22 protein-coding genes and 2 pseudogenes are annotated in these 26,940 nt (G+C 60.0%); 18 read left to right on the top strand and 6 right to left on the bottom strand.

What is annotated here, in order from left to right:
• The 3 genes and pseudogenes from QMX88_RS07985 to QMX88_RS07975 form a co-directional block, all read left to right on the top strand.
• Positions 1-266, top strand: a pseudogene (locus QMX88_RS07985) (TIGR04211 family SH3 domain-containing protein); the annotation flags it as partial.
• Between the two features lie 160 nt (positions 267-426).
• Positions 427-2,154: a gamma-glutamyltransferase gene (gene ggt, locus QMX88_RS07980; RefSeq protein WP_282367986.1), complete on the top strand. Its 1,728-nt coding sequence runs from the start codon at positions 427-429 to the stop codon at positions 2,152-2,154.
• A 193-nt stretch (positions 2,155-2,347) separates the two neighbouring features.
• Positions 2,348-3,532: a DUF1624 domain-containing protein gene (locus tag QMX88_RS07975; protein ID WP_282367984.1), complete on the top strand. Its 1,185-nt coding sequence runs from the start codon at positions 2,348-2,350 to the stop codon at positions 3,530-3,532.
• A gap of 37 nt (positions 3,533-3,569) precedes the next feature.
• Here QMX88_RS07975 and QMX88_RS07970 read toward each other — a convergent pair whose 3' ends face one another.
• A complete protein-coding gene (locus QMX88_RS07970; protein ID WP_282367982.1) occupies positions 3,570-4,712 on the bottom strand; it encodes a MalY/PatB family protein in 1,143 nt (380 codons plus the stop codon).
• A gap of 249 nt (positions 4,713-4,961) precedes the next feature.
• Here QMX88_RS07970 and QMX88_RS07965 point away from each other — a divergent pair.
• The 11 genes and pseudogenes from QMX88_RS07965 to QMX88_RS07915 all read left to right on the top strand — a co-directional run.
• Positions 4,962-7,304 (top strand): annotated as a pseudogene (locus QMX88_RS07965) (type VI secretion system Vgr family protein); the annotation flags it as partial.
• Positions 7,305-7,376: 72 nt separating this feature from the next.
• Entirely contained in the window at positions 7,377-8,891 is a 1,515-nt protein-coding gene (locus QMX88_RS07960) for a T6SS phospholipase effector Tle1-like catalytic domain-containing protein (protein ID WP_282367995.1), read from the top strand.
• A complete protein-coding gene (locus QMX88_RS07955) occupies positions 8,888-9,526 on the top strand; it encodes a DUF2931 family protein (RefSeq protein WP_282367980.1) in 639 nt (212 codons plus the stop codon). Before QMX88_RS07960 ends, QMX88_RS07955 begins: the two co-directional genes overlap by 4 nt.
• A 97-nt stretch (positions 9,527-9,623) precedes the next feature.
• Positions 9,624-10,259, top strand: a complete 636-nt coding sequence (locus tag QMX88_RS07950) for a DUF2931 family protein (protein ID WP_282367978.1) — start codon at positions 9,624-9,626, stop codon at positions 10,257-10,259.
• A 223-nt stretch (positions 10,260-10,482) separates the two neighbouring features.
• Positions 10,483-10,746: a PAAR domain-containing protein gene (locus tag QMX88_RS07945; RefSeq protein ID WP_282367977.1), complete on the top strand. Its 264-nt coding sequence runs from the start codon at positions 10,483-10,485 to the stop codon at positions 10,744-10,746.
• A 351-nt stretch (positions 10,747-11,097) separates the two neighbouring features.
• Positions 11,098-11,982 (top strand): manganese catalase family protein, encoded by an 885-nt coding sequence (locus tag QMX88_RS07940; RefSeq protein ID WP_192131726.1) that lies wholly within the window; start codon positions 11,098-11,100, stop codon positions 11,980-11,982.
• A 76-nt stretch (positions 11,983-12,058) separates the two neighbouring features.
• The gene (locus tag QMX88_RS07935) at positions 12,059-12,265 is read left to right on the top strand and encodes a hypothetical protein (RefSeq protein WP_192173883.1); all 207 of its coding nucleotides are present in this window, start codon (positions 12,059-12,061) and stop codon (positions 12,263-12,265) included.
• Positions 12,266-12,537: 272 nt separating this feature from the next.
• Positions 12,538-13,926 (top strand): ATPase domain-containing protein, encoded by a 1,389-nt coding sequence (locus QMX88_RS07930; RefSeq protein ID WP_282367971.1) that lies wholly within the window; start codon positions 12,538-12,540, stop codon positions 13,924-13,926.
• Positions 13,927-14,027: 101 nt separating this feature from the next.
• Positions 14,028-14,393, top strand: coding sequence for a response regulator (locus QMX88_RS07925; protein WP_282367969.1), 366 nt, complete (start codon positions 14,028-14,030; stop codon positions 14,391-14,393).
• A gap of 100 nt (positions 14,394-14,493) precedes the next feature.
• Positions 14,494-14,835, top strand: a complete 342-nt coding sequence (locus QMX88_RS07920) for a hypothetical protein (protein ID WP_282367967.1) — start codon at positions 14,494-14,496, stop codon at positions 14,833-14,835.
• Positions 14,836-14,933: 98 nt separating this feature from the next.
• A complete protein-coding gene (locus QMX88_RS07915) occupies positions 14,934-15,107 on the top strand; it encodes a hypothetical protein (RefSeq protein ID WP_192173879.1) in 174 nt (57 codons plus the stop codon).
• Positions 15,108-15,136: 29 nt separating this feature from the next.
• Here the strand turns inward: QMX88_RS07915 and QMX88_RS07910 are convergent, their stop codons facing one another.
• From QMX88_RS07910 to QMX88_RS07900, 3 genes are all read right to left on the bottom strand, one after another.
• On the bottom strand, positions 15,137-15,982 hold the full coding sequence (locus QMX88_RS07910; RefSeq protein WP_282367993.1) for an alpha/beta fold hydrolase: 846 nt from the start codon (positions 15,980-15,982) through the stop codon (positions 15,137-15,139).
• 259 nt (positions 15,983-16,241) lie between these two features.
• On the bottom strand, positions 16,242-16,610 hold the full coding sequence (locus tag QMX88_RS07905; protein ID WP_282367965.1) for a histone-like nucleoid-structuring protein, MvaT/MvaU family: 369 nt from the start codon (positions 16,608-16,610) through the stop codon (positions 16,242-16,244).
• Positions 16,611-16,826: 216 nt separating this feature from the next.
• Positions 16,827-17,792, bottom strand: coding sequence for a tyrosine-type recombinase/integrase (locus tag QMX88_RS07900; protein ID WP_282367961.1), 966 nt, complete (start codon positions 17,790-17,792; stop codon positions 16,827-16,829).
• Between the two features lie 180 nt (positions 17,793-17,972).
• On the opposite strand from QMX88_RS07900, the gene QMX88_RS07895 reads away from it, so the two are divergent.
• From QMX88_RS07895 to QMX88_RS07880, 4 genes are all read left to right on the top strand, one after another.
• The gene (locus QMX88_RS07895; RefSeq protein WP_282367959.1) at positions 17,973-18,980 is read left to right on the top strand and encodes a DNA-binding protein; all 1,008 of its coding nucleotides are present in this window, start codon (positions 17,973-17,975) and stop codon (positions 18,978-18,980) included.
• A gap of 32 nt (positions 18,981-19,012) precedes the next feature.
• The gene (locus tag QMX88_RS07890; RefSeq protein WP_282367957.1) at positions 19,013-21,598 is read left to right on the top strand and encodes a bifunctional diguanylate cyclase/phosphodiesterase; all 2,586 of its coding nucleotides are present in this window, start codon (positions 19,013-19,015) and stop codon (positions 21,596-21,598) included.
• 79 nt (positions 21,599-21,677) lie between these two features.
• Complete coding sequence (locus tag QMX88_RS07885; RefSeq protein WP_282367955.1) at positions 21,678-23,033, top strand: MATE family efflux transporter; 1,356 nt, start codon at positions 21,678-21,680, stop codon at positions 23,031-23,033.
• Positions 23,034-23,088: 55 nt separating this feature from the next.
• Positions 23,089-23,739, top strand: a complete 651-nt coding sequence (locus QMX88_RS07880) for a TetR/AcrR family transcriptional regulator (RefSeq protein ID WP_272631967.1) — start codon at positions 23,089-23,091, stop codon at positions 23,737-23,739.
• 51 nt (positions 23,740-23,790) lie between these two features.
• Here QMX88_RS07880 and QMX88_RS07875 read toward each other — a convergent pair whose 3' ends face one another.
• Positions 23,791-26,484, bottom strand: coding sequence for a beta-glucosidase (locus tag QMX88_RS07875; protein ID WP_282367991.1), 2,694 nt, complete (start codon positions 26,482-26,484; stop codon positions 23,791-23,793).
• Between the two features lie 56 nt (positions 26,485-26,540).
• The gene (locus tag QMX88_RS07870; protein ID WP_282367946.1) at positions 26,541-26,780 is read right to left on the bottom strand and encodes a hypothetical protein; all 240 of its coding nucleotides are present in this window, start codon (positions 26,778-26,780) and stop codon (positions 26,541-26,543) included.
• Between the last annotated feature and the right edge of the window lie 160 nt (positions 26,781-26,940).

Below are 26,940 nucleotides of genomic sequence, written 5' to 3'. Positions count from 1 at the left end.
CCAAGGTTCAGGGCATGCAGGAAACCCTGGAGTCGCGCAAGAAACTGGTCGACGAGCTTGAGGCCCGCACCAAGGACCTGAACGCGCAGTTGGCCAGCGCGCAGTCCGACTTGCGCACCACCCAGGCGAAACTGGGTGACGAGAACAATCAGGTGCTGATGCGCTACATGGTCTATGGCGGCAGCATCGCCGGCGCGGGCCTGTTGCTGGGCCTGATCCTCCCGTCCCTGACCAAGGGCCGCAAGCGCAACGATCGCTGGTTCTGAAGCAGACTCAGCGCTGTCCTGCATCTACGCGCACCGAGCCCGGCATTCACCCTGCCGGGTTTTTAACGCTCACTGGCAACTTTCCCCCCATGCGCTAGTTTAGTGCGGGGCACCCTCTGCCCACGCTGTCCCCCCATCACAAGAAAAAGAGAAACCGCCCATGAAGTTCGAACCCTTCGCCCAGTCCCTCGTTGCGACGGCGCTGATCCTAGGTCTGCCCTGCGCTCACGCCGCTTCCGTGGCCCCGGCTGCCGCTGAAAACGGCATGGTCGTCACCGCACAACACCTGGCCACCCACGTGGGCGTTGACGTGCTCAAGTCGGGCGGCAACGCAGTCGATGCGGCAGTCGCCGTGGGCTATGCGCTGGCCGTGGTCTATCCCGCCGCCGGCAACCTGGGCGGGGGCGGTTTCATGACCATCCAGCTGGCAGACGGGCGCAAGACCTTTCTCGACTTCCGCGAAAAAGCGCCGCTGGCGGCCACCGCCAACATGTACCTGGACAAGGACGGCAACGTCGTGCCGGACCTGAGTTCCAAGGGGCACCTGGCCGTCGGCGTGCCCGGCACCGTGTCCGGAATGGAAATAGCGCTCAGCAAATACGGCACCAAAAAACGCGCCGAAGTCATTGCCCCGGCGATCAAGCTCGCTGAAAACGGCTTCGCCCTGGAGCAGGGAGACGTTGACCTGCTCGGCACCGCCACCGACGAGTTCAAGGCCGACGCCAAAGACCTCGGCACGATCTTCCTGAACAAGGGCCAGCCGCTTCAAGTCGGCGATACCCTGGTGCAGAAAGACCTCGCCAAAACCCTCAAGGAAATCTCCGCCAAAGGCAGCGACGGTTTCTACAAGGGCTGGGTGGCCAAGGCCATCGTCGATTCCAGCCAGGCGGGGAAGGGCATAATCACCCAGGCGGATCTGGACAAGTACGCGACCCGCGAACTGGCGCCGATCGAGTGTGATTACCGCGGCTACCACGTGGTCTCGGCGCCGCCACCGAGCTCCGGCGGCGTGGTCATCTGCGAGATCATGAACATCCTCGAAGGCTACCCGATGCAGGAATTGGGTTATCACTCCGCCCAGGGCCTGCATTACCAGATCGAAGCCATGCGTCACGCCTACGTCGACCGCAACAGCTACCTGGGCGACCCGGACTTCGTCAAGAACCCGATCAGCCATCTGCTCGACCGCGACTACGCCGCCAAGCTGCGCGCCGCCATTGAACCGCAGAAAGCCGGCATCTCCCAGAACATCAAACCCGGCGTCGCGCCCCACGAAGGCAACAACACCACGCACTATTCCATCGTCGACAAATGGGGCAACGCGGTGTCCGTCACCTACACCCTCAACGACTGGTTCGGCGCAGGGGTGATGGCGAGCAGCACCGGCGTGATCCTCAACGACGAGATGGACGACTTCACCTCCAAGGTCGGCGTGCCGAACATGTACGGCCTGATACAAGGCGAAGCCAACGCCATCGCGCCGGGCAAGTCGCCGCTGTCGTCGATGAGTCCGACCATCGTCACCAAGGACGGCAAGACGGTGATGGTCGTCGGTACTCCGGGCGGCAGCCGTATCATCACCGCCACCTTGCTGACCATGCTTAACGTCATCGACTACGGCATGAACATCCAGGAAGCAGTCGATGCGCCTCGCTTCCACCAGCAGTGGATGCCGGAAACCACCAACCTGGAAACCTTCGCCGTGAGCCCCGACACCCAAAAGATCCTGGAAAGCTGGGGCCACAAATTCGCCGGCCCCCAGGACGCCAATCATCTGGCTGCCATTCTCGTTGGCGCGCCTTCGCTCGGTGGGAAGCCAGTGGGTAATAACCGTTTCTACGGCGCCAACGATCCGCGTCGCAGCACGGGGTTGTCGCTCGGCTATTGATCTGCGCGACAGCCGAGTCACCGGACGGGGCAGGGTGCTCATGGCCGGTGGCGAGGCATTGTGGTGGTTTCGGGCCACACCCTGCGCGTGATTTTGGTTGCGCGCAGGACACCTTGAAGTGTTATGTTATAACTCGCTTTTTACAGGCCTGACATGGGCCTGTCGGTTATCGCGCTTCGAGAGTTCACTGCGTATGCAAACCTTGTCTGTCCCTCTGCAATCTCCCGCCACGTCCATCGCCCACCCCGGCCGCCTGCAATCGATCGATGCCCTGCGTGGGCTGATCATCATCTTCATGTTGCTGGACCACGTGCGCGAGACGTTCTTTCTGCACCACCAGGTCAGCGACCCGATGGATATCCCTAACACCAGCGTCGACCTGTTCATCAGCCGCACCCTCGCGCATTTCTGTGCGCCGCTGTTCGTGTTCCTGACCGGGCTTTCCGCCTGGCTGTACGGCGAACGGCATGCGGGCAAGGGCGCGGTGGCGGGCTTTCTGTTCAAGCGCGGACTGGTGTTGATCGCGCTGGAACTGACCCTGGTGAATTTCGCCTGGACGTTCCAGTTTCCACCGACGGTGATTTACCTGCAGGTCATCTGGGCAATTGGCCTGAGCATGATTGCGCTGTCGGCGATGGTGGTATTGCCGCGCGGTGTGCTGGCGGCGCTGGGGCTGGCGATCATCGCCGGGCATAACCTGCTGGACGACGTGCATTTTACTGTGGGCTCGGCGATGCACATTCCGTGGGCGATTCTCCATGACCGCGGCTGGATCGAGGTCGGCGACAGTGTGCGCTTGCGCACCTCGTACCCACTGCTGCCGTGGATCGGCGTGATCGCCGTGGGTTACGCCGCGGGGCCGTGGTTTGGCCGCGACGCGAATGCGGAGAAGCGCGAGATCAACCTGATAGCCTGGGGTTTTGGCGCATTGGCGCTGTTTCTCGCCCTGCGCGGCATCAACGGTTATGGCGAAAAGCCGTGGGTGGAGGGTGACACAACGGCCCACACGCTGATGAGCGTCCTCAACGTCACCAAATACCCGCCGTCGTTGCTGTTCATCAGCCTGACCCTGGGCGTCGGCTTGCTGGTGCTGGCCTGGCTTGAGCGGCAGCAGGGAAGGCCATGGCTGCGACCGCTGGTGACCTTTGGCGCCGCGCCGATGTTTTTCTATCTGCTGCACTTATACGTGCTGAAGCTACTGTATATCGGCGCGGTCGCAATCTGGGGTAACACCCAGGGCCAATACTTCGGGTTTACCTCGGTACTGGGCCTGTGGGGTTGCGCCGCGGTGCTCACTGTCGTGCTGTTGCCGGCAGTGAGCTGGTTCGCGGCGCTCAAGGCGCGACGCCGGGACATCGCCTGGCTGAAATACTTCTAAGCACGGCCATGCAGGACCGGCTTTAGCCGGGAAGGCGTCAGGCGCGGCGCAGGCTGCGTTCCATACGCGCCAGGCCTTCTTCCAGCATCGGCCGCGGGCAGCCAAAGTTCAGACGCACGAACTGGCCACAGTCCTCGCCGAATTCCAGCCCGTCGCTGAGCGCGACTTTGGCGTGTTCGAGGAAGAACTGCTGTGGGTTTTCCAGCCCCAGGCCGGAGCAATCCAGCCACGCCAGATAGGTGCTCTGGGGCAGGTTCATCGTAATACCGGGAAAGCGGGTTTTGATGGCCTCGGCCAGGTAATTCCGGTTGTCCTGCAGATATGCCACGACCTGTTCCAGCCACGGGCCGCCTTCGCGATAGGCCACTTCGGTGGCTTCCAGGCCCAGGGCGTTGACGCTGTCCACCAGCCCCAGCCGCCCGGCATTGAAACGCTGGCGCAGCTCGGCGTTCTGCACCACGGCGAACGCTGTTTTCAGACCGGCGATGTTCCAGGCCTTGCTCGCCGACATCAGCGTCACGCTGCGCGCCGCGATCTCCGGGCTCAGGGAAGCGATCGGCGTGTGCTGACGGCCGTCGAACAGCAGGTCGGCGTGGATCTCATCGGAAATGATCAGTGCATCGCGCCGCACGCAGGCTTCGCCGATGGCCAGCAATTCGTCGCGTTCGAAGACCTTGCCCAGCGGGTTGTGGGGATTGCTCAGCAGCAGCGCGCCATGGTCAGGCAGCGCGCGTTCCAGCGCCGCGACGTCGGTGGGGTATTCACCCTGAGCGTCAGCATGGAAGGGCAGATCAATGCGCGGCAGTTTCCAGTTGGCCGGCGCGTGCAGCAGCGGCGAGTAGTTCGGCGTCTGGACCAGCACCGCGCTGGATGGCGAAACCAGCGCGTGGAGCGCCATGTTTACCCCAGGCTCGACCCCGGGCAGAAACACCAGATCCTGCGCCTCGATCTGCCAGCCGTAACGGGCGGTGAGATGCTTGACCAAGGTTTCCCGCAACGCTTGCTGGGGCACGGAATAGCCCAGCAGCGGATGCTCCAGACGGTTCTTCAGCGCCTGCACAATGGGCGCTGCCACCGGGAAATCCATGTCCGCCACCCACATCGGCAGCACGTCTTCAGGGTACTGGCTCCACTTTTTGCTGCCGGTGTTCAAGCGCTGAAAAACGTTATTCAGATCCATGTTCTGGCCTGTCCTGCTCGAAAAAAGGGGGATTGTGCCAGAGAATGGCGGCCTGGGTTTGCTGTCGATTTGCGGTTTGTAGGATTACTCCGTAAATGCCGCTGGAACCGTCTCCTTCGTGTCTCCCCCTCTGGAGTCACACTTTGAAATGTCGCATCTTCGCCCGCTTCAGCCCTCTCTCATGGACGAGTTGATCCGGTTTTCTGCAGACCGGTCAGGGGCGCTTTCTCCTGCCAGGGACGCTCATTCATGATCACCGTATTGCCGCCTTTCTTCGATCACAGTCGCCATAAACTGGTTGTCCATCGCCTTCCTTTCTCGCTTGATGTGCTGGCGTTTGAGGGTGAGGAGCAGCTGAGTCAGCCGTTTCTGTATCGCGTGGAATTTACTTCGGTTGAGCAGGACATCGGGGCTGAACGTGTGTTGGGGCGGGACGTGCAGTTCAGTACGCATGCGGCGGCGCATACGTTGCCTGTTCCGATTCGTGGGTTGCCGGTGCCTTCGGTTAAACCGCTGCGCACGTTGCATGGGGTGGTGACGGGTTTCAAGCGGCTTTCCTGTTCTGCTGACGAAGCCAGATACGAGATTACTTTGCAGCCGCGCCTGACGTTGCTGGGTCGAGGGCGGCAGTTCCGGATTTATCAGCATCAGTCGGTGCCGGAGATTGTCGAGAGTATCTTGCGGTCGCGGCATGATTTTGAGGGGCAGGATTTTCTGTTTTCGTTGGTGCGGGAGTACCCGACGCGTGAGCAGGTGATGCAGTACGGCGAGAGTGATCTGGTTTTTATCTCGCGGCTTCTGGCGGAGGTGGGGATCTGGTATCGCTTCACCAACGATGAGCGATTGGGTATTGCGGTCGTCGAGTTTCACGATGATCAGCGGCATTACGTTCGGCCGCGTGTGAGCTTGCCGTTTCGGCCGCAGTCCGGGTTGGGCAGCAGTGGCGCGGACGGGGTCTGGGGGCTGCAGTCCAGTCATGGGGTTGTGGAGCAGAGCGTTCACTTTCGTGCTTATCACCATCGGGATGCGAGTGCGTGGCTGGATGGGGATGTGGACCAGACGCGGGGGGATTCCACGACTTATGGCGAGGCGTATCACTATGCGGAGCCGTACCGGGTATTGGGCGACAAACTGGATCAGGACGAGGATCTGCTGGGGGAAAGCGGGTTTTTCTATGGGCGGTTGCGTCATGAGCGATATCTGAATGATCAGACTCGGCTGAGTGGCGTCAGCAGCAGTGCTTCGTTGGGATTGGCGCAGGTGCTGGCGATTTCCGGTGGGGCGCCCCAGGCGTTTGAACCGGGGGCGGTGATCACTGGATTGAAGCTGCGTGCGGCGCGGGACCGTAGTTTTGATTTGAGCTTTGAGGCGATTCCGTATTCCGAGAGCGTGTGTTTCCGCCCGCCGTTGCTGGCCAAGCCTGAGATCGCGGGCACTGTTCCGGCGCGAGTCACCAGTTCGCTGGCCAACGATCCGTATAGCCACATCGACAGCGAAGGTCGTTACAAGGTCAGCTTTCTGTTCAACCGAGACAGCTGGGAGCTGGGTGAGGAAAGTCTGTGGTTGAGGTTGGCTCGGCCGTATGCAGGCGATACCCACGGCATGCACCTGCCGCTGATCTGTGGGACCGAGGTGGCTGTTGCCTTTGAGCAGGGCGACCCGGATCGGCCGTACATCGCTCACGCGCTTCATGACAGCCGACATCCTGACCATGTGACGCTGCTGCGCAGCGATTACAAACGCAATGTCCTGCGCACGCCGGCCAATAACAAGCTGCGCATGGAAGATGATCGCGGCAAGGAGCACATCAAACTCAGCACCGAGCACAGCGGCAAGAGCCAGCTGAACCTTGGGCATCTGGTGGATGACGAGAAGCTGAAACGCGGAGAAGGGTTTGAACTACGCACCGATGGCTGGGGCGCGATTCGGGCGGCGCGTGGGGTGTTTATCAGTGCGGATGGGCAGACCAAGGCGCAGGGTAAACAGCTCGACATGAGTGCTGCAGTGGGTCGATTGCAAAATGCCGGCGATCAGATGGAAAAGATCTCGGCGGATGCCGCCGTTAGCCAGGCAGACACAGCAGACGTCCTAGCTCAACTCGATCTGCTCAAACAGGATCTGGACGCGCTCAAATCCTCGGTGTTGCTGCTCAGCGCTCCGGACGGCATTGCCCTGACCAGCGGCAAACATCTGCAACTGGCCGCGCAAGACAACCTGATGCTCAACGCGGGCGGCCACACCGACATCAGCGTGGTCAAGAAACTGTTCATGGGTATCGGCCAGGGCCTGAGCCTGTTCGTTCGCAAGGTCGGCCTCAAGCTGATTTCCAACGAAGGCCCGGTTAGCATCCAGGCACAGAACGATACGCTTGAACTGCTCGCTCGCCAGGGAATAAACATCACCAGCACCGAAGATGAAATCCACATCACTGCGAAGAAGCGCATCGTCCTCAATGCTGGCGGCAGCTACGTCGCCATCGAGCAATGCAGCATTGAATCCGGCACCGCCGGCGACTATCTCATCAAAGCCGCGCACTTCGACTTCAGACCGAAAGCCGCGCAGGAGGTTGAACTGCCTGCTTTGCCACCGTTGTTGGATATACCGCCTGAATTGCACGAATTCTGGCCCAGCTTCAGCGGCGGCAACATTCACTACGAGCGGAGCATGATCAAAAATGCTGCGCCAGTTAAACAGCCCGAGCCACTTGAGGAGGAAGAAGAGGAAGAGGAAATCACTGAAGGCATCACTCTGCGCATCGGGCTGTTCTTTGACGGTACGGGTAATAACCAGAGCAATGCGGCGGCGACTGCACAGTGCCGACAATCGGATTTGGACAGCTTCAGCCGTGAAGAGCTGGAGAGCATTGCTGCGACGTGTAAGCAGTATGGGTTTGGAGAGTTTGACGGGAGTGCGTTTAACAGCGCGCCGAACAACAGTTACGGGAATGCGCCGAGTAACGTGGCGCATTTGTATGACTTGTATCCGGATAACACTGCAACTCCCGTCAATAAGGACGCGGAAATCGGTTATATCAGAGCTTATATCGAAGGCATTGGCACCCGCAGCGGTGGCGAGGATGACGTGCTGATGGGGCAAGCTTTAGGGCAAGGAGAGACAGGGGTGGTTGCTCGGGTGAGACAGATGCCAACATCCATCAAGACGCAACTCAGCTTTTTTGAACAAACCAATCCCGGTGTTTCAATCCATAAGATCGAAGTCGATATCTTCGGTTTTAGTCGTGGCGCTGCGGCGGCGCGTCACTGCGCAAATGAATTCCTCAAGGCGGAGTCCGGCATATTTGCCGAAGTGCTCAAGGCTGGAAACTTCGGTCTTATGAGGGGATTTGACGCTTCGACGGGCGTAGCTATCAACTTGATCGGCCTGTTCGATACCGTTGCAGCCATCTCAGATCCTCTACATGGTGACTTCAGTCCTGGCAACGACCTTAATCGTGGCGTTAATCTCTACCTGCCACCCGACTGCGCTCGGCAGGTTATCCACCTTCAAGCACTCGACGAGTATCGAGCCGACTTTTCTCTTAATAACGTCCACCACACGCACCTCCAGATCGGACTGCCGGGAGCGCACTCCGATGTCGGCGGGGGCTATCTCCCACGAGCACGAGAAAAGTTGTGGATGACGCAGCCCTGCAAGGCCAGCGTTCCGACCGGCCAAAGCGTTGAGTCCCACGCGGCCTGGGCCCGTGCAGAGGCGGACGCCAAGGCATTGCGCGAATCAGGCGTTGCCCGCGATGGCTACGTTGCGGTGAAAGCCTGGCCTGCAGCAACTAACCCTCGCGGCAAAGCTGAGCCAGTGATGCAGGACTACTGGATAACAGTGCTGCTCGAACGCCCTGTGCATGGCGAACTGAGCCTGATTGCACTCCGTGTTATGCGTGAACTGGGGATGCGTCACGGCGTCCCGTTTAAGAGCCTGGACGGGCGGCCTGAGCTCGCAATGCCCGACGAGCTCAGGCCTATCGCCAAGCGAATCTTGCAGCGGGTGATGACGGACCGGCTCGTAAGACTCGAACCTGCGCAAGAGGCGTTGCTACGAGCGAGGTACATCCACCTGTCCGCACACTGGACCCCCCGAGGCCCCTTCTTACTTAGCAAGCCGGCACCGCTGAATCGGAGGAATGTGCATCTCAACCTCCCGCAAGAGGGGTATCCAGAATGAAGCGTCTGATCTTAGTGGTTGGGATACTGATGAGTCTTAGTGCCTGTGCAATGAGCCCCTCAATCTCACCGCCCCCCAGATTGCCCTATCCAGCATGGTATGTCGGTCTGGCAGCTCCCCAACATATGGAGGTGTGGGTGGAGACGGTTGATGTGATCGATCAGCGAGGCCTGAGATTTTTTCGAGTGCATGGAGGAGTCGCGAGTTACACCGGTCAGCCAGAGGGCTGGGGAAATGGCGCGGGCAAGTCGAAGCCCATCAACAACGTCGATCTTCCTGAGCGTATCTTTCTGCGCTGGCAATCCCTGGTTGAGCCGCAAGCCTACAAGATTAGTATTCAGATACCGCAGTGGGTGCGCGATCAGATGATCAAGCCAGAGCAAGCATTTTGCTTATGGACAAGCAAATGGGAGGAGGACTATCGCGATGCGCTCACCCTCGGAATGGCACCGGGGGGGATTGTTAAGGTCTGGGTAGGTGGATCTTGTTTGGGATACAGGGAAGTCGGCCGGTACCAAGCTGAAGTCGAGCCGCTCGGTCCCTACCGTGGCGCAAGCAAAGGCAAGTACATCCCGCTTGAACCGGAGAACAAAGCCTACGTAGACCAGCACGGCATTCCCTATGGCAGTTGGTAACTCGGCCATGAGTACTAACAAGGGGCATCACAACACGCGACGGCTAGCGCATTTGCGGCGTTGTTCAAGGCTCTCATTTGCAGACTGGGTTTCCTGAATGAGGCATCTGGTCTTTGCGGTCGGATTGCTGATCAGCCTGAGTGCCTGCGCAACGGGAGGCTTAGTACCCCCTGTCAAGCTGCCATATCCGGCGTGGTATATCGGCTTCGCCGCGCCCAAACACATGGAGGTGTGGGTGGAAAGCGTCGATGTACTGGACACGCGTGGACTCGCATTCTTTAGGGTGCACGGCGGGGTCGCAAGTTATACAGGGAAAGTCGAGGGCTGGCACCAAGGGGTGTCAGGAGGTAAACCCATTAACAACGTTGACTTGCCAGAACAGATTTTCCTGCGCTGGCAGTCACTGGTGGAGCCTCAAGCTTATAGGGTCAGGATCCAGATCCCTCAATGGGTACGCAAGGATATGGTGAGACCGGAGCGGGTCTACTGCCGCGGTACAAAAGAATGGGTAGACGACTACCGTTTCGCTATTACGCTGGGAATGGCTCCGGGAGGCATTGTGAAAGTCTGGGTGGGCGGGCCATGCCTGGGCTTCAAAGAAGTCGGGCGGTATCAAGCCGAAGTCGAACCGCTTGGTCCCTACCGTGGTGCAAGCAAAGGCAAGTACGTCCCGCTCGAACCTGAAAACAAAGCCTACGTCGACCAGCATGGTATCCCTTATGGAAGTTGGTAATACTGCTTCGACATTAAAAGGCCCGGATGCGTCCTCAGTTGCAACTCCCCGAGCCGCTCACCCTAGTGCAATAACTTCACCCGAAACAGTCCCACTCGTCAGTAAGTCATTTCTCTAAACTTAATAGCGACAGCAACAATGCGGGCATGGCCAAACAACTAACCCCCCACCCAACCACCGCAATCAAAGCATCAATCACTAAAACCAGCAACGAGCCTCAAACATGAAAGATATCATTCGCCTAGGCGACCTCACCACCCACGGCGGCGTCGTGCTTCAGGCCTTTCCGCAGACCGACCTGAACGGCAAGCCCATCGCCGGGGTGGGACACAACGTCAGTTGCCCATTATGCAAAGGCATTTTCCCCATCGCCGAAGGGAGCAGCACTTACACAGTCGACGGAATTCCCGTCGCATTAGACGGCATGAAAACCGCCTGTGGTGCGGCGCTTATCGCCAGTGCCCCAAAGGGCGCCGTTACCAGCTGAAACAACCTGCGCGGGTCACCAACGGGCCTCGCTAGAACAATTCAGGGAGATCGACGGCGCAATGCCGTCGATCCTTGTGACGCCCCGCCGATCTAGACCTATTGTGGTCGACTTTCAGTAGTTATCTGAGCTCGAATGAAATGAGAAACCGCCCGTCGGCACATTATCAACCGTTATAAACTTTCAACGCGAAACCATTGGTCGGGTCTATTTCCGCTTTCCTGAATTACATCTTCAGCGATGTCTCTTTATATCTGTGCGGTCTGCTTAGTTGACAGATCGCCGCAATAGAAAGCTGAACTTGTCGTTAAAAACCCTGATACGAAATTAGCCTGAGAAGGGAGTAAGACTATGTTCCTGCACAATAAACGTCTTCAATACACGGTTCGCGTCGCCGAGCCTAATCCGGGTCTGGCCAACTTGCTGCTGGAGCAGTTCGGCGGCGCCCAGGGCGAGCTGGCTGCGGCCACTCGTTACTTTACCCAAGCGTTGGCTGAAGAAGATCCAGGTCGCAAGGATCTGTTGCTGGACATCGCCACCGAGGAACTGAGCCACCTTGAAATCATTGGCTCGATCATCGTGATGCTCAACAAGGGCGCCAAAGGCAAACTCGCCGAAGGCGTGCAAGCCGAGGGCGAGTTGTACCGTGACATCAACGGCGCCGGCAATGACTCGCACATCACCAGCCTGCTGTACGGCGGTGGTGCTCCGCTGGTCAACTCGGCCGGTGTGCCATGGACCGCAGCCTACATCGATACCATTGGCGAGCCGACGGCGGACTTCCGTTCGAACATCGCTGCTGAAGCACGGGCGAAGATCGTCTACGAACGCCTGATGAACGTGACCACCGATCCAGGCATCAAGGACGCCTTGGGCTTCCTCATGACCCGGGAAATCGCGCATCAGATCTCCTTCGAGAAAGCGCTGCACTCGATTCAGCCGAACTTCCCGCAAGGCAAGTTGCCAGGCATGCCGGAGTTCTCCCGCACTTACTTCAGCATGTCCAACGGCGAGCCGAACGTACGTGGCCCGTGGAACAGCGACGCAGATTTCGAATACGTCGAAAATCCAAAGCCGGCAGTCGATGGTGGTGACGGTACCGCTTCGGTCACGTTGAGCGAGGACGACTCGGTCACCCTGACGATGATGAAGGAGCGTCTGAAGTCTGATCTGGAAGCGGACCCGATGACCGGCGCCGACCTTGGCTCGGGTCTGGCTCAGGGTAAAGCTGAGTAGCGCGATAAGGGGAGGGCCGGTACGTAGCGGGCTCTCCGGCGATGTGATCAAGACCACGTACGACATGGAGATTCTGATGAACAAGTTATTGGAAGATTCGACGCCCAATGAAGCCAGCGAGTTGTTCAACGACAACGCTCAGCTGGACTTCACATCCTGTGTGACCCGCTTCGAAGCAGAAGCTGCAACGCTGGGGCGTGGATTCAGAACCGCGTTGTTTGTTCAGCAATTCAAGGCCGGACTGTTGCCGAAGTCCGTAAAAGGGGTTGAAAGACTCCACTAAACCCCGTGGCTTCTAAGTTAGATTCCATAGAAGTGTCCGCTGGCAGGGCTGTCTGATCCGCTACGACTCCATCGATTTTGCCCGCGAAAGCGGGCTTTTTTTTGTCCCCGATCAGGGGGTAAAGTTGGATCCCGGCGCAGCCCCGGCATGCCCCGTCACCCGCAACAGTGCGACGGGCTGGACTGATCCGCGATTACCCGCCACTGTATTGCCTTTCGCGCGTGGGCAATGCGTATTTTCAGGCCTGATGCACATCAGGAGAGGGAGCAGATTTGAATCAGCTAAAACGCCTTGAAAGCGGGATCAAGGGCTTCGACGCACTGCTCAAAGGAGGCCTTGTGGCGGGCGCTTCATACATCATTCAGGGACGTCCGGGGTCGGGCAAGACGATCCTTGCCAACCAGTTGGGGTTCAATCACGTCCGGCAGAACGGCCGCGTGCTGTTCGCCACACTGCTGGCCGAGCCTCACGACCGGCTGTTTCATTTCCTCTCGACGCTGAGCTTTTTCGATCGCCAGGCGGTGGGCCAGAGTATTCAGTTTGTCAGCGCCTTCGACACGCTGGAGAACGACGGTCTGGACGAGGTCGTCAAGTTGCTGCGCCGCGAGATCAGTCGTCAGCATTCCAGCCTGCTGATTCTGGACGGGCTGCTCAACGCACGCTCCAGGGCAGAGACGCCGCTGGACACGAAGCAATTCATCTCCGAGCTGCAGGGCCATGCCGCTTTCGCCGGCTGCACGGTGCTGTTTCTCACCAGCTCGCAACTCGACGATGGCAGTCCCGAGCACACCATGGTTGACGGTGTGATCGAGATGGGCGAAGACATGGTCGGCTCCCGTACGGTGCGCCGGATCAAGATGCGCAAGACCCGGGGGAGCGGCGCGATCCCCGGCGCCCATGAATTCGAGATCAACGACCAGGGCATTTCCATTTACCCGCGTCTTGAATGCATGCTCACCCGAACCGGTGCGATGCCCGAACACCCTCACACCCTCCTGAGCAGCGGCATTGGCGGGCTGGACTCACACATCGGTGGCGGTCTGGTCCGGACGTCGGTCACGCTGATCATGGGCCCTTCAGGCGCCGGGAAGACGTCTCTGGGCATCCAGTTTCTGAGCCAATGCTCTGCACAGGAGCCGGGGCTGTACTTCGGCTTTCATGAATCCCCGCAGCGGGCGATGACCAAAGCGCGTTCTCTGGGCGTGGACTTCACGGCGCTGCAGGCATCGGGCGCGCTGCACGTCGTCTGGACACCGGCATCGGCAGGGCTTATCGACCGGGTGTGCTACGACCTGCTCGACAGGGTGGAGCGGCTGCAGATCAAGCGCGTCTTCATCGACAGTCTCAATGCCCTGAGTCGGGCGGCCACCGATCAGCGTCGGGTGCCGGACGTTCTCGAAACCGTGCTCGGCGAGCTTCGCGCGCGCGGCGTCACGGTAATGGCGTCCTGGGAGGCGCATCGGTTGTTCGACGATCAAACGAGCATCCCGGCGCCTGATGTCTCCGGCGTGGTCGATAACCTGCTGCTCGTCCAGTTCGTTCAGCATCGGACTGAACTTCAACGCCAGGTTTCTATTCTGAAGATCAGAGACAACGCCTACGATCCCTCGCCACTTGAAGTCGTGATGAGCAACGCTGGAATCACCATGAAGAAGGTCTGAGATATGCGATTCGCAACGTGGGGATGGCCAGAACCATTGAGTTGCCTGACCAGGTGCCTGACCCTCGCGACATCGTGGGCCCGCCGGGAAATGGCCCTCTGATGCCAACCATTCTAATCATCGATGACGAATACCTGATTGCCGATATCCTCAGCTTCGCGCTGGAGGACGAGGGCTTTCAGACCATGGTGGCCGGAAGCGGGCGCAAGGCACTGGAGATTCTTGATCGCGAGCGCCCCGACTTGATCATCACCGATTTCATGATGCCCGGCATGACCGGTCTGGAACTTGCCGAGACGATCAAGTCTCGGGACGTGCACATGTCGACGCCTATTATGCTCATGAGTGGCGCCCAGGCGTACATGGGTGCCGAGCGGCCAGACCTGTTTGATGAGGTGATTGAAAAGCCCTTTGATATCGACCAGGTCATCGGCAAGATTCACGCCCTGTTTCAAGCCCGCCGCTAAGCCCGCCTGTAAGGTTCTCGCAGTCCATCGTTATTGCCGTTGAACGAATCGATTCAGCCCAGGGTCGATACTGATAACGCTTATTGAGATGGGCAGTGCAATGAATACCTGGTACAGCAAATCGTTGGGTGAAGGCACCGTCGTCTACCGCCGCTTACGTGTGTTGAACGAACTTCGTCATCAAGTTTGTCCCGACGCTTCCTGCCCCTATTCGCTATACATGGACGCCGTCAGCGCGGAAACCATCGTGTTGTTTGATCCCGAGCAGATTGTGCTGGCCACCGCTTTTGGCGCACTGCCGTGTGGGCAACCCCATATCAATGGGGTTCGGTTGATCGATCTTGAATACCGTCCGCTCCCTGTCACATCCCAAAGTGCACAACTGTTCAGCTCTCCACGCATCCACCCGCAACCCCGGTTCTACGCTGAATACCGCGCGTGACGAGTTGTGCCTTGAATATTCAAGCTGATAACCGACGCAAGCCAGTTCCAGCGTGAGCGGCTGCGTTTGCTGTCAGTGCTGACCCCAGGAGAATCATCATGGCCGTGGCCGTTGTCAGACTGGAAGGTGAAGACATCCCCCTCGAACACAGGCAGTCGGGCGCAACCGCCGTCTTCCGTGTCAAAGATGACGAGGGCGCCGTACTGTATTTCGAAGATGAAGTGGAAGCCGCAAAGTCGGCTGTTGAACTAAGCAATGCCGAGCAATCCTGAATTGGCAGCGGTCTGACAGAGACTTGTGCTCAGTGATTTCTCAACAGGCTTAATATCGCATCGGTGAATTCTTGCGGTGCTTCTTGCGGAACATTGTGGCCCACTCTCGCTATCACCTGCCGCCGGACTGGGCCTGCAAAGCCCCGTACCGCTGCACTGTCCTCGCGTTTCGATGAGACGCCATCGTCTGCTCCCCCCAGAATCACCGTGGGCACTGTGATCAGGGGCTTCTGCGCGAGCTTCTCCTGAATCGCCGCGCAGGCAGGATCGCCCGGCACCAGTCCATAGCGGTGTCGATAAGAATGCACGACCACGTCAACAAAGTCCGGGTTATCAAATGACTGCGCACTTTCAGTGAACGTGGATTCCGCAAATTGCCACGTTGGTGACCATAATTTCCAGAGCAAGTGGCAGAACTCATTTCGATTGGCCGCAAGGCCGGCGCGTCCGCGCTCACCGTGCAGGTAGTACTGATACCAGAGCCGTCGCTCTGTTTCGGGTGACGCAGGTGTGTTGGCTGCAGCGATGTCCTGAATGTTGTAGCCCGGGTCGCAACTGACCAGCCCGGTCACCCGTTCCGGCCACAGCGCAGCCACCACACACGCCGCGCGTCCGCCCCAGTCGTAGCCAGCGAGAATGGCTTTCGGGATATTCAATGCATCCAGTAGTGCCAGCAGGTCAGCGCCCAATGCGGCCTGTTCGCCCGAGCGGGGCGTGGCTGAATCTATAAAACGGGTAGGGCCGTATCCCCTCAGATAAGGCACGATGCAGCGGCAGCCGGCCTGGACAAGCTGCGTCGACACTTCGTCGTACGCGTGGATGTCATAGGGAAATCCGTGGAGCAATACCACAACCGGCCCATCGCCTGGGCCCATGTCGCGATATGAAACATTCAGCACGCCAGCAACTATATTCTTCACGGGAGTACTCCGGCAGACAGCAGTAAGGGAGCCCTGACGAATGCCGGGCTGACGTGTGAGGCGAAGAGGTTAAAACGATCCAATTGCGCGATTGGTAATTGCAGACTAACAAGACAGCAATGATCGAATCACCGATGCCGCGCGACGGGCGCGGGCATCGGGAGATCGGCAACGGAGCGAAGGTTAATCACCTGTCCCCCCGTTCACAGACCCATCAGGAAAGCCAGGATTCGACGGTGTCGGAACCGTGTTCGGCTTTCCATTCTTTCAAGGTCTTGTGATTGCCGCCTTTGGTTTCGACGACTTCACCGGTGTGCGGGTTTTTGTAGACTTTAACGGCGCGGGCTTTGCGAGTGGTCTTCTCGGGGGCAGTAGCGTTCTTGCCCTGTTTGGATCCGGTAGGGTGATCCAGAATCGAAATAATATCTTTCAGGCTCTTATTGTATTCGCCGAGCAGCGTACGCAATTTGCCTTCGAATTCGATTTCCTGTTCCAGGCCTTTATCGCCTTTCATGGCCTCAAGGGCCGCGAGCTGATCGGCAAGGTGACGTTCGAGTTGGCGGTATTCAGCAAGTTTAGACATTGGAACTCCATGTTTCGGTTTGTTGATACTGACGTGCGGCGTTAGCACTGGCGAACATTGGAGCGCACGGTGGTGACTGGTGTGACCGTGGACACTGTAGTGCGAGTGGGTGCATGGATGCCAGTACTAACAGCAAACTTTTCTGCCTTCTTTCCTGCCTTGACTGCAAAGCTGGCAGTTCAAATGGCGCAGGCCGCTTTACAACATCAACGGCCGTCACGTTTCGGCCAGGGCTGCAGGCTGCAAAGCGCTATTCAAAGCAGGCTTCAATGCCAGGCCGCCAAACGAGGTGGTGGGGTCTACATAACGCAGCGCCGATTTAATGTCTTTCCAGCCGACGTAATTCATCAGGCTTTTAATATCCCAGCCGTTAGCGGACGCCCAAGTTGCAAACCCTCGGCGCATTGAGTGACTGCTGTAGAGGTCATCAGGCAACCCGGCGTCTTTAAAGATGCGCCGCAACATCGGCACAAGGCTGTGGGAATTGATGGCTTCCATGGAGAGGTTGCCCCAACGATCAATCCGGCGGAACACCGGACCGTGGGTCAGGCCGGCCACGGTAATCCAGTTGATATAGGCATTGACCGGGCAGAGCGTCTTCAGCGCGGGGGTGCGAAACGTGGTGCCCTCATGCTGGCGGTCGCTTTTGGTGTAATGCAGATAAAAGCTGATGCCTTCGCCCGCCTGGGCCTGGGTGTTGCCGACGTCCAGTCTGGCCAGCTCATCCCCGCGAAACCCTCGCCAGAAGCCGATCAGCACCAGAGCGATAGAGCGTCGGTGACGCATCAATGACTTGTGGTCGCCGCGTGCCCAGGCAGCATCTGCCTCGTTCTCCAGCCACGTCACCGCTTGCTCGAGGTGACGCAACAGCAGCGGCGCCGCCTGTTTGGCTTGCGCCGGGTGGACGACGCGGATGCCTTTGAGCAGCTGCCGCACCGTGGGCGTTTTGGTCGGGTCCGGAAATCCCTGGGTGACGTGCCACTGGGCCAGTGCTGCCAGACGCTGCTTCAGCGTACTGATGGCGTGTTTGTCGGCGTACTCCGCGAGGTAGCGCACGATACCGTCCCCCGTGGTGGGCAGGTAGCCGCCCCAGACCACTTCGAAATGTTCGATCGCCGCCCGGTAGCTGCGGCGCGTGTTGGCGCGGGTTCCTGCTGACAGGTATCGATCTGCCTTTTCCATACATCCCTCGATCGGCGTGACACGGCCGCTTTGCTGGCTCAAATCGCGACCTGAGTTTCTGAAAAGCGATAAAGCACTATTATCGGCTGCTGGCAGAAACATTTCCACACAGCGTTTTAGCTGGTATTGTGACCTGTAATAGCGTGTTACGTAACACGGTACGAAATCGTAGGAGATGGCATGGCACGCGGTGGCATTAACAAGGCGGTAGTGGAGCGGGCCCGACAGGCATTGCTGAGCAAGGGCGCTTACCCCAGCATCGACGCGGTGCGCGTGGAACTGGGCAACACCGGTTCGAAAACCACCATTGCCCGCTATCTCAAAGAGCTGGACGCCCAGGCGCCGGCCGAAGCGTCGTCCCGAGAGCGCATGGGCGAAGAGCTCAAATCATTGGTTGAAAGCTTGCTTGATCGGCTGACGGAGGAGGGCGAGGAGGTCGTCGCCCAGGCCCAGGCGGACTTCGATCGTCAGCGGATAGCCTGGGAGGCCCGACTGGAAGCCCTTGAGCTGGAGCTGAAATCAGCCCGGCACCAGTGCGAATCCCAGCACGCCGCGTTGACCGAGCAGGGCGCCCAGCTGCAAACCACCCATTCTTCCTGGCAGTCGGAACTGACGCGCAATGCCGGTCTGAGCCAGCAGTGCCAGGACCTTGAACGGCGGGTGCAGGACAAAGACCTGCAGATCCAGTCTCTCGAAGAAAAGCATGTCCACGCCCGCGCCGCGCTGGAGCACTACCGCGAGGCCATCAAGGAACAACGCGAGCAGGATCAGCGTCGCCACGAAGCCCAAATGCAGCAGATTCAGCTTGAACAGCGAAAACTTCAGGAGACACTCGTCATCAAGCAGGATGAATCCACGCGCCTGAACCGCGATAACGAGCGCTTGCTCGGCGAAATGCGTCAGCAGGCCCGGGCGCTGGCCGATCAGCATGACCAGACCCATCGCCTCGCCACAGATCTCCGCGAAGCGCAGATGGCCACCGCGAAAGCCGACGGCGCCCGTGAGCAGCTGCAGGAGCAGTTGGCGGCGATAAAAGTGGACAGTAAATCCCTGGCGAAAGCGGTGGCACTGGCCAATGAGCAATTGGCGCACGCCAACCAGCAGATAGCTGCCTTGACCGAAGACAACGACAGCCTGCGTGCTCAGGTGCAGCTCATCATTGCCACACCGCCGCCGATACAGACGTAAGCGACCTGCCGGTCTTCAGCTTGCGGAAAACCATGCCAAACCAGCCCACCCCCGATGTCATCAAATCCGCCAGCCCCTCGACCGTTGCTTTGGCGCGGGGCTCGTTGTTCAAATTTGTGTTCCTGCTGGCAGGCGTGTTTCTGCTGGCCGCTTACCTGTTGGCGTTCCTCGCCCATGACCTCGATCACACCGAGGAGATCGAGAGCGCTTTCTACACCGACAAGGCGGTGCGCTCGCTTCAAAAAACGCTGACCGTCACGACCAAGGATTATGCGTTCTGGGGCGATGCCTACCGTTACCTGCACCTGAGTGTCGACCCCGACTGGGCTTTTGTCCGTCAGAACATCGGGCCGACGCTATTCAGCGATTTCGGATTCCAGGGCGTGTTCGTCATCGATGACACCGGCCGCACGGTGTATGCCGTGGTGGAAGGGCAACTGGAAAAGGTCGATGCCGAGCCGTGGCTGGGCCCTGCCAAGGACGCGTTGCTGGCCAAGGCCCGGGAGGGCGCCGAGACAGAAACCCCGGTTACCGCTTTCATTGACTTGAATGGCACACCCGCGCTGGTCGCTGCAGCCGCCATCACCCCCGGCACCGATCCAAGCGTCGTTCCTGATGGCCGGACGCCCTCGGTGTTGATCTTCATCGATGTGCTGGACGACGCCAAGCTGGCCGTTCTGGGCAAGGAATACGGCGTAGAGGGGTTGCACGTTGCAACGGCCGACGAGCGCGACCAGGTCTCGATCTTTCCGCTGGGCGAGGGCGGTGTCGCCGGCGCCTTGCACTGGACACCACCCAAGCCTGGCCAGCGATTGCTGGCCCTCGGTTTGCCGCTGATTGGCCTGGCCGCCGCGCTGGTGTGCCTGATGACCTGGGCGATCTTGCGTCGCACCACCGCCGCGGCGCGCTCCCTTGATGACAGTTACGCGTCCCTGCAAAAAAGCGAAAGCGCCCTCGCCACCAGTGAAGCGCGCTTTCGTGACGTGGTCGAAGCCAGCTCGGACTGGGTCTGGGAAATCGACAGCGAAGGGCGGTTCACCTACCTCTCTGACCGTTTCGAAAGCGTCACCGGCCTGCACCGCTCGCAGTGGATCGGGGCACTGATGGACGACCTGCTGCAGACCGAGCTCGGCCAGGTGTCCCAGTGGCTGGCGATCCCCAACCGTCGCCCTGACATCACCATTCAGTGCCGCTACCTGGAGACCTGCGGCCGCGAGCGCATCAGTCGTCTGTCGGCGCGTTCTATGACGGCGGGTGGATTCCGTGGCACGGCCACCGATGTCACCGAAGAAGTGGAAGCCCGTCGGCGCATCGAGTTTCTCTCCCAGCACGACGCCCTGACCGGGCTGCCCAATCGGGTCCGCTTGCAGGAGTTTCTGGACGGCAAACTGAAAGCGTTGCCGACCCTTGACCAGCCACTGGTGATGCTGAGCATCGACCTGGACCGCTTCAAGCCGGTGAACGACCTGCTCGGCCACGCCGCCGGCGACCGCGTGCTCAATGACGTGTCCAGTCGGCTGTCCGACTGCGTGCGCCATGGCGATCTGGTTGCGCGGGTGGGCGGCGACGAATTCGTGCTGATCCTCAGCGACGCCCAGACCCAGGACGAAGTCGAATCGCTGTGCCGGCGACTGATCGAGTCCATCGAACGCCCGGTGCAGATCGACGACCAGGAAATATTCGTCAGCGCCAGCATCGGCATCGCCATGGCACCCACCGATGCACGCGAGGCGGCCGAGCTGCTGCGCTACGCCGATATCGCGCTGTATGAGGCCAAGGCCAGCGGTCGCGGCACCTGGCGGTTTTATGCCGGCGACATGAACGCCAAAATCATCGAGCGCAGGCGTCTTGAGAGCGACCTGCGCTATGCGATCAAACACAACGAACTGCGTCTGCATTTCCAGCCACGCTTTCGCATTTCCGATGGCAAGATGGTCGGCGCCGAAGCGCTGGTGCGTTGGCAGCATCCCCAGCGCGGCCTGATTCCGCCGGACACCTTCATTCCCATCGCCGAAGAAAGCGGGCTGATCATCCCCCTGAGCGATTGGGTCATGACCCAGGCATGCAGTGAAGCAGCGCGCTGGCCGAAACACCTGTTCATTTCCATCAACCTGTCGCCTGCCGAATTCAAGCGCGGCAACCTGCCGGCGCGCATTCAGTTCGCCCTCAAAGCCACCGGGATCGAGCCGTCGCGGGTCGAACTGGAGATCACCGAAGGGGTGATGATCGAGGACGCTGTAGGCGCGCTGGACGTCATGCAGACGCTGAAGCAGCTGGGGGTGCGCATCGCCATGGATGACTTCGGCACCGGTTATTCGTCGTTGAGTTACCTGCGCACGTTCCCCTTCGACGGGCTGAAGATCGACCGCAGCTTCCTGACCCGCCTCAGTGAAAGCGAAGGCGACCGCTCCATTGTGCAGGCCATTGTCGGGCTGGGCCGGGCGCTTTCACTGACGGTCACGGCCGAGGGCATTGAAACCGCCGAGCATCTGGCATTGCTGAAGGCAGTGCAGTGCGAGGAAGGTCAGGGGTATTTTCTGAGTCATCCCCTGACCACGTCGGACTTCCACGCGCTGCTGGATGCGAGAAGTGCGGCAGCGGCGGATACAAACGTATAAAGTGCCCGCGCTGTCCCGGCAGCACCTCTTCCATCACACCCGCTGCCGCACCCGGCCACTGTTCATTTCTGGAGGGTTCATGACTCACCCGCGCGCTGTTTTCACCGAAGGCTCGGTGGCCCGGCACGTCATGGTGATGTCGAGCACCAGCGCGTTGAGCCTGCTCGCGGTGTTCCTGGTGGACATCTTTACCCTGCTGTACGTGTCGATGCTCCACGATCCGATGCTGCTCGCGGCGACCGGGGTGGCGAAGGTGCTGATCTTCCTTAACAGCGCGGTGTCCAGCGGGCTGATCATCGCCGCCGCCACGGTGTTGTCCGAGCGGATCGGTCATCGCGCCTCGAAAGCGTCTTCGCGGCTGGTCACTCACCTGATGCTGATGGTGGTGATCGCGTCGGGCGCGGCGGCGGCGTTGCAACTGGCGCTGTTGGTGCCGCTTACTCGCTGGCTCGGCGCGGACGCCAGCACCTACGAAGCCGCGCGGATTTTCATCTGGCTGACCCTGCCGTTCAGCGTGCTGCAATCGGCCATGCAAATGGCGGCGCAGATCCTGCGAACCGCCGGCGACAGCCGCCGCGCCCTGTGCGTGGTGCTTTCGGGCGCGGCGACCCTCGCCCTGGCCGATCCACTGTTCATCTTCGGTTTTGGCCTCGGGCTTGAGGGCGCGGGGATTTCCTATGCGCTGTCGGCGCTGGTGTCCCTGGGCCTGGGCATTTACTGGCTGCGGACGCGCCTGGCGATGCCGTTTTCCATCCGCTGGCGACTGCTGCGTCTGCACACGCGCAAGGTCATGCAGGTCGGTTTGCCGGCGATGGTCGGCAATCTGGCGACGCCCGTGGGCCTGACCTATCTGGTTTCGTCGATCGGCGCCTATGGCACATCGGCGCTGGCGGCGATGTCGGTGATGGACCGGGTCATGCAGTTCGCCTACTGCGTGTTCTTTTCCCTGCCCAGCGCCCTCGCGCCGGTGCTGGGGCAGAACATCGGCGCCCATCGACACGCTCGTGTGGCCAGGGCCATTGGCTTCAGCCGCAAGCTGGTGATCGTCTACGGTCTGTTGGTCTGGGCCGTGCTGTTGCTGGCGGCGAATCCGCTGGCGGACACCTATCAACTGGAAGGCACCGGTCGGGCGATCTTTCTTGCGTTCTGCCACGTCGGCGGCGGCCTGTGGGCGCTGATCGGGCTGGATTTCGTCGCCATCGCGATGTTCGTCACCCTGGGCCGGCCGTGGCTGGTGGCGCTGTTCGCCTGGCTGCGGGCGACGCTGGGGACGGTGCCGTTCGTACTGGGCGGGATTTCTTTGTTCGGCGCGGCCGGTGCGTTCCCGGCCATGCTGACCGGTAACGCATTGATCGCCGTGACTTCGATTACAATCGCGTCCCTGACCGCCAGACGGTTTTTTCAGCGGCGGGGCGCCGCCCAAGCCGTGGCGTGAGCAGGCCAATGCCGGGCTCTGTCAGGCTTTATCCGAATCAACGAGACAAGGTGTTATGACAGACGACGAATCAGGGAATGACTCGCCCGAGGTGGCCTCGCCGAAACGCCGCCGTGCGCCCAAGGGTGAAATGCGTCGCGCCGCCTTGCTCGATGCGGCGACGCTGATCTTCGCCCGCAATGGTTACTCCAGTGCGTCGATGAAGGACGTCGCGCAGCTCGCCGGCATCACCACCGTCGGCCTGCTGCATCACTTTCCGAACAAGGAAGCGCTGCTCAATGCGCTACTGGAGCGTCGGGATCAGCGGGTGGTGTCGCGGTTCAGTGAACTGACCATGGAGATGACGCTGGAAGGGTTCATCAAATTCGTGCGGATGAGCATGAGCTTCAGCGTCCAGGACGCGGCCGAATGCCAGGCGGCGATGGTGCTCAACACGGAAAGCCTGTCAGAGGCCCATCCTGCCTTCGATTGGTACAAGACGCGCTTTCACATCACCCACGAACATGCGCGGGGGCATCTGCAGGCGTTGATCGAGGCGGGAGAGGTGCGGCCGGACATCGACGTGAAGGCGCTCGCTCAGGAGATTTTTTCGGTCATGGACGGTGTGCAGATCCAGTGGCTCAGGGCCCCGGAAGATGTCGACGTGATGGCCGTCTTCGAGGGCTATCTGCGCCGTTTGAAAGCCGACCTTCAAGCTCGTCCCTGAGCTTGAAGTGACTGTTTGAACCCCGACCGGAACGCCGACCGGGTTACCCACTCAGTAGGTTTGCGAAGCGCTGACCTGCACTGCCTTGCGCAGTGGCAGCGGCAGCGGGTTGCTGTCGCGGGTGGTCAGGTGTTCCGGGAACAGCGTGATCAACGTGCGATCCAGCGGCAGGTCTTCGGAGTCCGGCCCTACCAGGATCTTGAACTTGCCGGCGTCGACATCCCAGCTGTCGGTCTTCTCGACGTAGTACGCCAGGGAGCGCGAATCGATCGGGATGCTCACGGTCTTGCTTTCACCCGGTTGCAGGTAAACCTTGGTGAAGCCCTTCAGCTCCTTCTCGGGACGGTCGACCGCCGGGTTGTTCGGGTGGACGTACAGCTGGGCCACTTCGAAGCCGGCCTTGTCACCGGTGTTGGTCACTTTGAAAGTGACATCGACGGTGCTGCCCGGCGCCATGACGTTGGTCGACAGCTTCAGGTCGCTGTAACCGAACGTGGTGTAGGACAGGCCGTAGCCGAACGGATACAGCGGCTTGGCGTGCTTCTTGTCATAACCGCGATAACCCATGTACAGGCCTTCGCTGTAGGTCATTTCGGTCAGCGCATTGTCGCCACGGTAGGCAGCCGGATCCGGGTACGACGCGTAGCTCGGGTTGTCCTCGATCTTCTTGTCAATGGTGATCGGCAGCTTGCCCGACGGGTTGACCTTGCCGAACAGAATCTCGGCCAGGGCCTGGCCGCCTTGCTGACCCGGGAACCAGGCTTGCAGCGATGCGCCGACCTTGTTGGCCCAGGGCTGCATGTCCATCGAACCGCCGCCGTGCATGACCACGATGGTGTTGGGGTTGGCTTTGGTGACAAAGCTGATCAGCTCTGCTTGCTGGTCAGGCAGCTCGAAACCGTGGTCGGAACCTTCGCCTTCGTGCTCGTAGTTGGAACCTGTTGCGATGACGACCGCGTCGTACTTCGACAGGTCCTTCGGTGGACGCAGCGCGGCCCAGCTCATCTGCACGCCAGTCACGCCACCCAGTGCCGGGATGAAGTTGCCCTGAATGCGTTGGTACTCAAGCTTCACCGAGTACGACTTGCCAGCCACCAGTGCGGCGGTTTTGCCCGATGTCGTCAGCGCGTTGACCACGTCGGCAGAGTACGGCGCACCGTCGCTCTGCAGGACCAGCTCATCATTGACCCAGAGTTTGTACGGGCCGTCCGCACGGACCTTGAACACCTGGGCGCCGGAAACGGTCGGCTTGATGGTGGCCGTGTAACGCGCCGAAAACGCGCCTGGGGTCGGGCTGAAACCGGACACCGCGGTGGTGCCGGCGTTGGTTTCGTTGGTGCCGGTGGTCCAGTTGAGGTTCACGCCGGGTTCAACGCGGGTCACGGCCGGACTGCCGGAGAAGCTGGTGTTGGAGAAGTACTCTGCCTTCACGCCGGCGTTGTTGACGTTATTGCTGCCAACCGCAGGCTGATACCAGGCCGAGGCTTTAGGGTTCAAGCTCAGCTCGGACAGGTAGGTGACGTTGGCGCTGCTGGACGCCAGTTGCTGCAGACCGCTCAGCTCGGTGACGTAGCTGTTGGGCGGCGAGTTGGCGGTGCCGAACGGCGACGCAGGCGCCTGATAGGCCCAGTCACCGATGACCGCGATCTTCGCGTCGCGCGCCAGCGGCAGCAGCGGTTTGCCGGCCGCCGTGTTCTCGTTGCGCAGCAGCACGATCGACTCACGCGCCGTGTTCAGCGATGCGCGCTGGCCGTACTCGGGGTGGTCCAGGGTCTTGGCGGTGTTGAGGTTTTCCTGGAAGTCGTAGCTGACGATGGCGCGCAGGTTGCGTTTGACCTTGTCGTCGATGACGTTCTGGCTCAACTGGCCGCTCCACACGTACGGCATCAGGTTGGCTTCGGTGAATTGCAGGCCCGACGGCATGTCGATGTCGGTGCCGGCCCAGGCGCCTTTGAACGCGTCATGGATTGCGTTGAAGTCACTGATCACGGTGCCCTGATAACCCCATTCACCCTTGAGCACGTCAGTGATCAGGTGATGGTTTTCACAGGCGTAATCGCCGTTGATCTTGTTGAAGCCACACATGATCGACGCGACGTTGGCGTTCTTCACCATCGACTCGAAGCCCGGCAGGTATAGCTCGCGCAGAGTACGCTCGTCGACCACCACGTTGACGGCCTGACGGTTGGCTTCCTGTTCGTTGGCCAGGTAGTGCTTGCCGCTCGCCTGAATGCCCTGAGCCTGAATGCCGTTGACCACGGCCGGCGCCAGTACGGCGCCGATGAACGGGTCTTCACCGCTGGCGTATTCCGCCGAGCGCCCGTTGTACGGCGTGCGGTACAGGTTGACGCCGGGGGAGAGCATTTGCTGACCGCCGGAGATCCGCGTCTCGTAGGCAATCGCCAGACCGAATTCCTTGGCGCGGTTGATGCTCCAGGTCGCCGCGAGGGCGGACTGCGACGGGTACTGCGCGCCAAAGGTGGCGTTGTTGACGTGTACGCCCATGGAGGAGTCATAGGCGACGGTGCCTTTGATGCCCCATTTGAGCAAAGACGGGATCATGTGGCCGTCGTTGACGCGGGTGAAGTTGATCTTCTCGGACTGATTCATGTTGTCGAGGATCGAACTGACCCGGGCTTCGACGGCGTTGCCGGTGGCAGGCGTGACCGCCGCCAGTGCCAGGTTGGCTTGCAGCACGCCAAGGGACAGCAGGCTCAAGGCCAGGGTGTGTTTGAAGGCTGACATCGGGAATGCGCTCACTGGTCGCTGACGGTGGCCGGACGGCGGGGTGCGTGGGTCGGTCATGGCTTCTGCACCAGAACCGGCGCGTCACCGGTGTCGACCGGCGCATCGAGCATGGCGGAAGAGGTTTGGGTGGTCGGCACGGCAACCTTGTCGACGCCGGACAACTGGTCGCGCTGTTTCTCAACATTTACGCGAAGTGTTTCTGCCAAGTTCGTTGTTTGGGTGGTCGTGGAGTCCGCCGCAACAGCAGCAAAACTGCAGGCGCCGAAAAGCACGACGCTGCAAACAGACAGCATGGGTCTATTCATCGATTGTTTCTCGATTGATGGGGTGTGGAAAATATAGGAACGCGCAAACCCGCCCCGTGAGAACAGGACGAACGTTAAGTCTGCGGAATCTACTGATTAGTTCAGGGTTTGCAAGATTATTTTTAAATTAGACGAGCGGTGATCGAAA

The sequence above is a fragment of the Pseudomonas sp. PS02290 genome, from assembly GCF_029960075.1.
GTDB lineage: Bacteria > Pseudomonadota > Gammaproteobacteria > Pseudomonadales > Pseudomonadaceae > Aquipseudomonas.
Note: the sequence above shows the minus strand (reverse complement) of the source record. Positions and strands in the feature narration are given on the sequence as shown.

Bases quoted from the DNA above. Each gene is read 5' to 3' on its own strand.
- ggt (WP_282367986.1), top strand. From the start codon at position 427: ATGAAGTTCGAACCCTTCGCCCAGTCCCTCGTTGCGACGGCGCTGATC.
- QMX88_RS07910 (WP_282367993.1), bottom strand. From the start codon at position 15,982: ATGGGCCCAGGCGATGGGCCGGTTGTGGTATTGCTCCACGGATTTCCC.
- QMX88_RS07895 (WP_282367959.1), top strand. From the start codon at position 17,973: ATGGCACGCGGTGGCATTAACAAGGCGGTAGTGGAGCGGGCCCGACAG.
- QMX88_RS07875 (WP_282367991.1), bottom strand. From the start codon at position 26,484: ATGTCAGCCTTCAAACACACCCTGGCCTTGAGCCTGCTGTCCCTTGGC.
- QMX88_RS07950 (WP_282367978.1), top strand. From the start codon at position 9,624: ATGAGGCATCTGGTCTTTGCGGTCGGATTGCTGATCAGCCTGAGTGCC.
- QMX88_RS07955 (WP_282367980.1), top strand. From the start codon at position 8,888: ATGAAGCGTCTGATCTTAGTGGTTGGGATACTGATGAGTCTTAGTGCC.
- QMX88_RS07940 (WP_192131726.1), top strand. From the start codon at position 11,098: ATGTTCCTGCACAATAAACGTCTTCAATACACGGTTCGCGTCGCCGAG.
- QMX88_RS07945 (WP_282367977.1), top strand. From the start codon at position 10,483: ATGAAAGATATCATTCGCCTAGGCGACCTCACCACCCACGGCGGCGTC.
- QMX88_RS07925 (WP_282367969.1), top strand. From the start codon at position 14,028: ATGCCAACCATTCTAATCATCGATGACGAATACCTGATTGCCGATATC.
- QMX88_RS07915 (WP_192173879.1), top strand. From the start codon at position 14,934: ATGGCCGTGGCCGTTGTCAGACTGGAAGGTGAAGACATCCCCCTCGAA.
- QMX88_RS07880 (WP_272631967.1), top strand. From the start codon at position 23,089: ATGACAGACGACGAATCAGGGAATGACTCGCCCGAGGTGGCCTCGCCG.
- QMX88_RS07935 (WP_192173883.1), top strand. From the start codon at position 12,059: ATGAACAAGTTATTGGAAGATTCGACGCCCAATGAAGCCAGCGAGTTG.
- QMX88_RS07885 (WP_282367955.1), top strand. From the start codon at position 21,678: ATGACTCACCCGCGCGCTGTTTTCACCGAAGGCTCGGTGGCCCGGCAC.
- QMX88_RS07975 (WP_282367984.1), top strand. From the start codon at position 2,348: ATGCAAACCTTGTCTGTCCCTCTGCAATCTCCCGCCACGTCCATCGCC.
- QMX88_RS07920 (WP_282367967.1), top strand. From the start codon at position 14,494: ATGAATACCTGGTACAGCAAATCGTTGGGTGAAGGCACCGTCGTCTAC.
- QMX88_RS07900 (WP_282367961.1), bottom strand. From the start codon at position 17,792: ATGGAAAAGGCAGATCGATACCTGTCAGCAGGAACCCGCGCCAACACG.
- QMX88_RS07970 (WP_282367982.1), bottom strand. From the start codon at position 4,712: ATGGATCTGAATAACGTTTTTCAGCGCTTGAACACCGGCAGCAAAAAG.
- QMX88_RS07905 (WP_282367965.1), bottom strand. From the start codon at position 16,610: ATGTCTAAACTTGCTGAATACCGCCAACTCGAACGTCACCTTGCCGAT.
- QMX88_RS07870 (WP_282367946.1), bottom strand. From the start codon at position 26,780: ATGCTGTCTGTTTGCAGCGTCGTGCTTTTCGGCGCCTGCAGTTTTGCT.
- QMX88_RS07960 (WP_282367995.1), top strand. From the start codon at position 7,377: ATGATCAAAAATGCTGCGCCAGTTAAACAGCCCGAGCCACTTGAGGAG.
- QMX88_RS07890 (WP_282367957.1), top strand. From the start codon at position 19,013: ATGCCAAACCAGCCCACCCCCGATGTCATCAAATCCGCCAGCCCCTCG.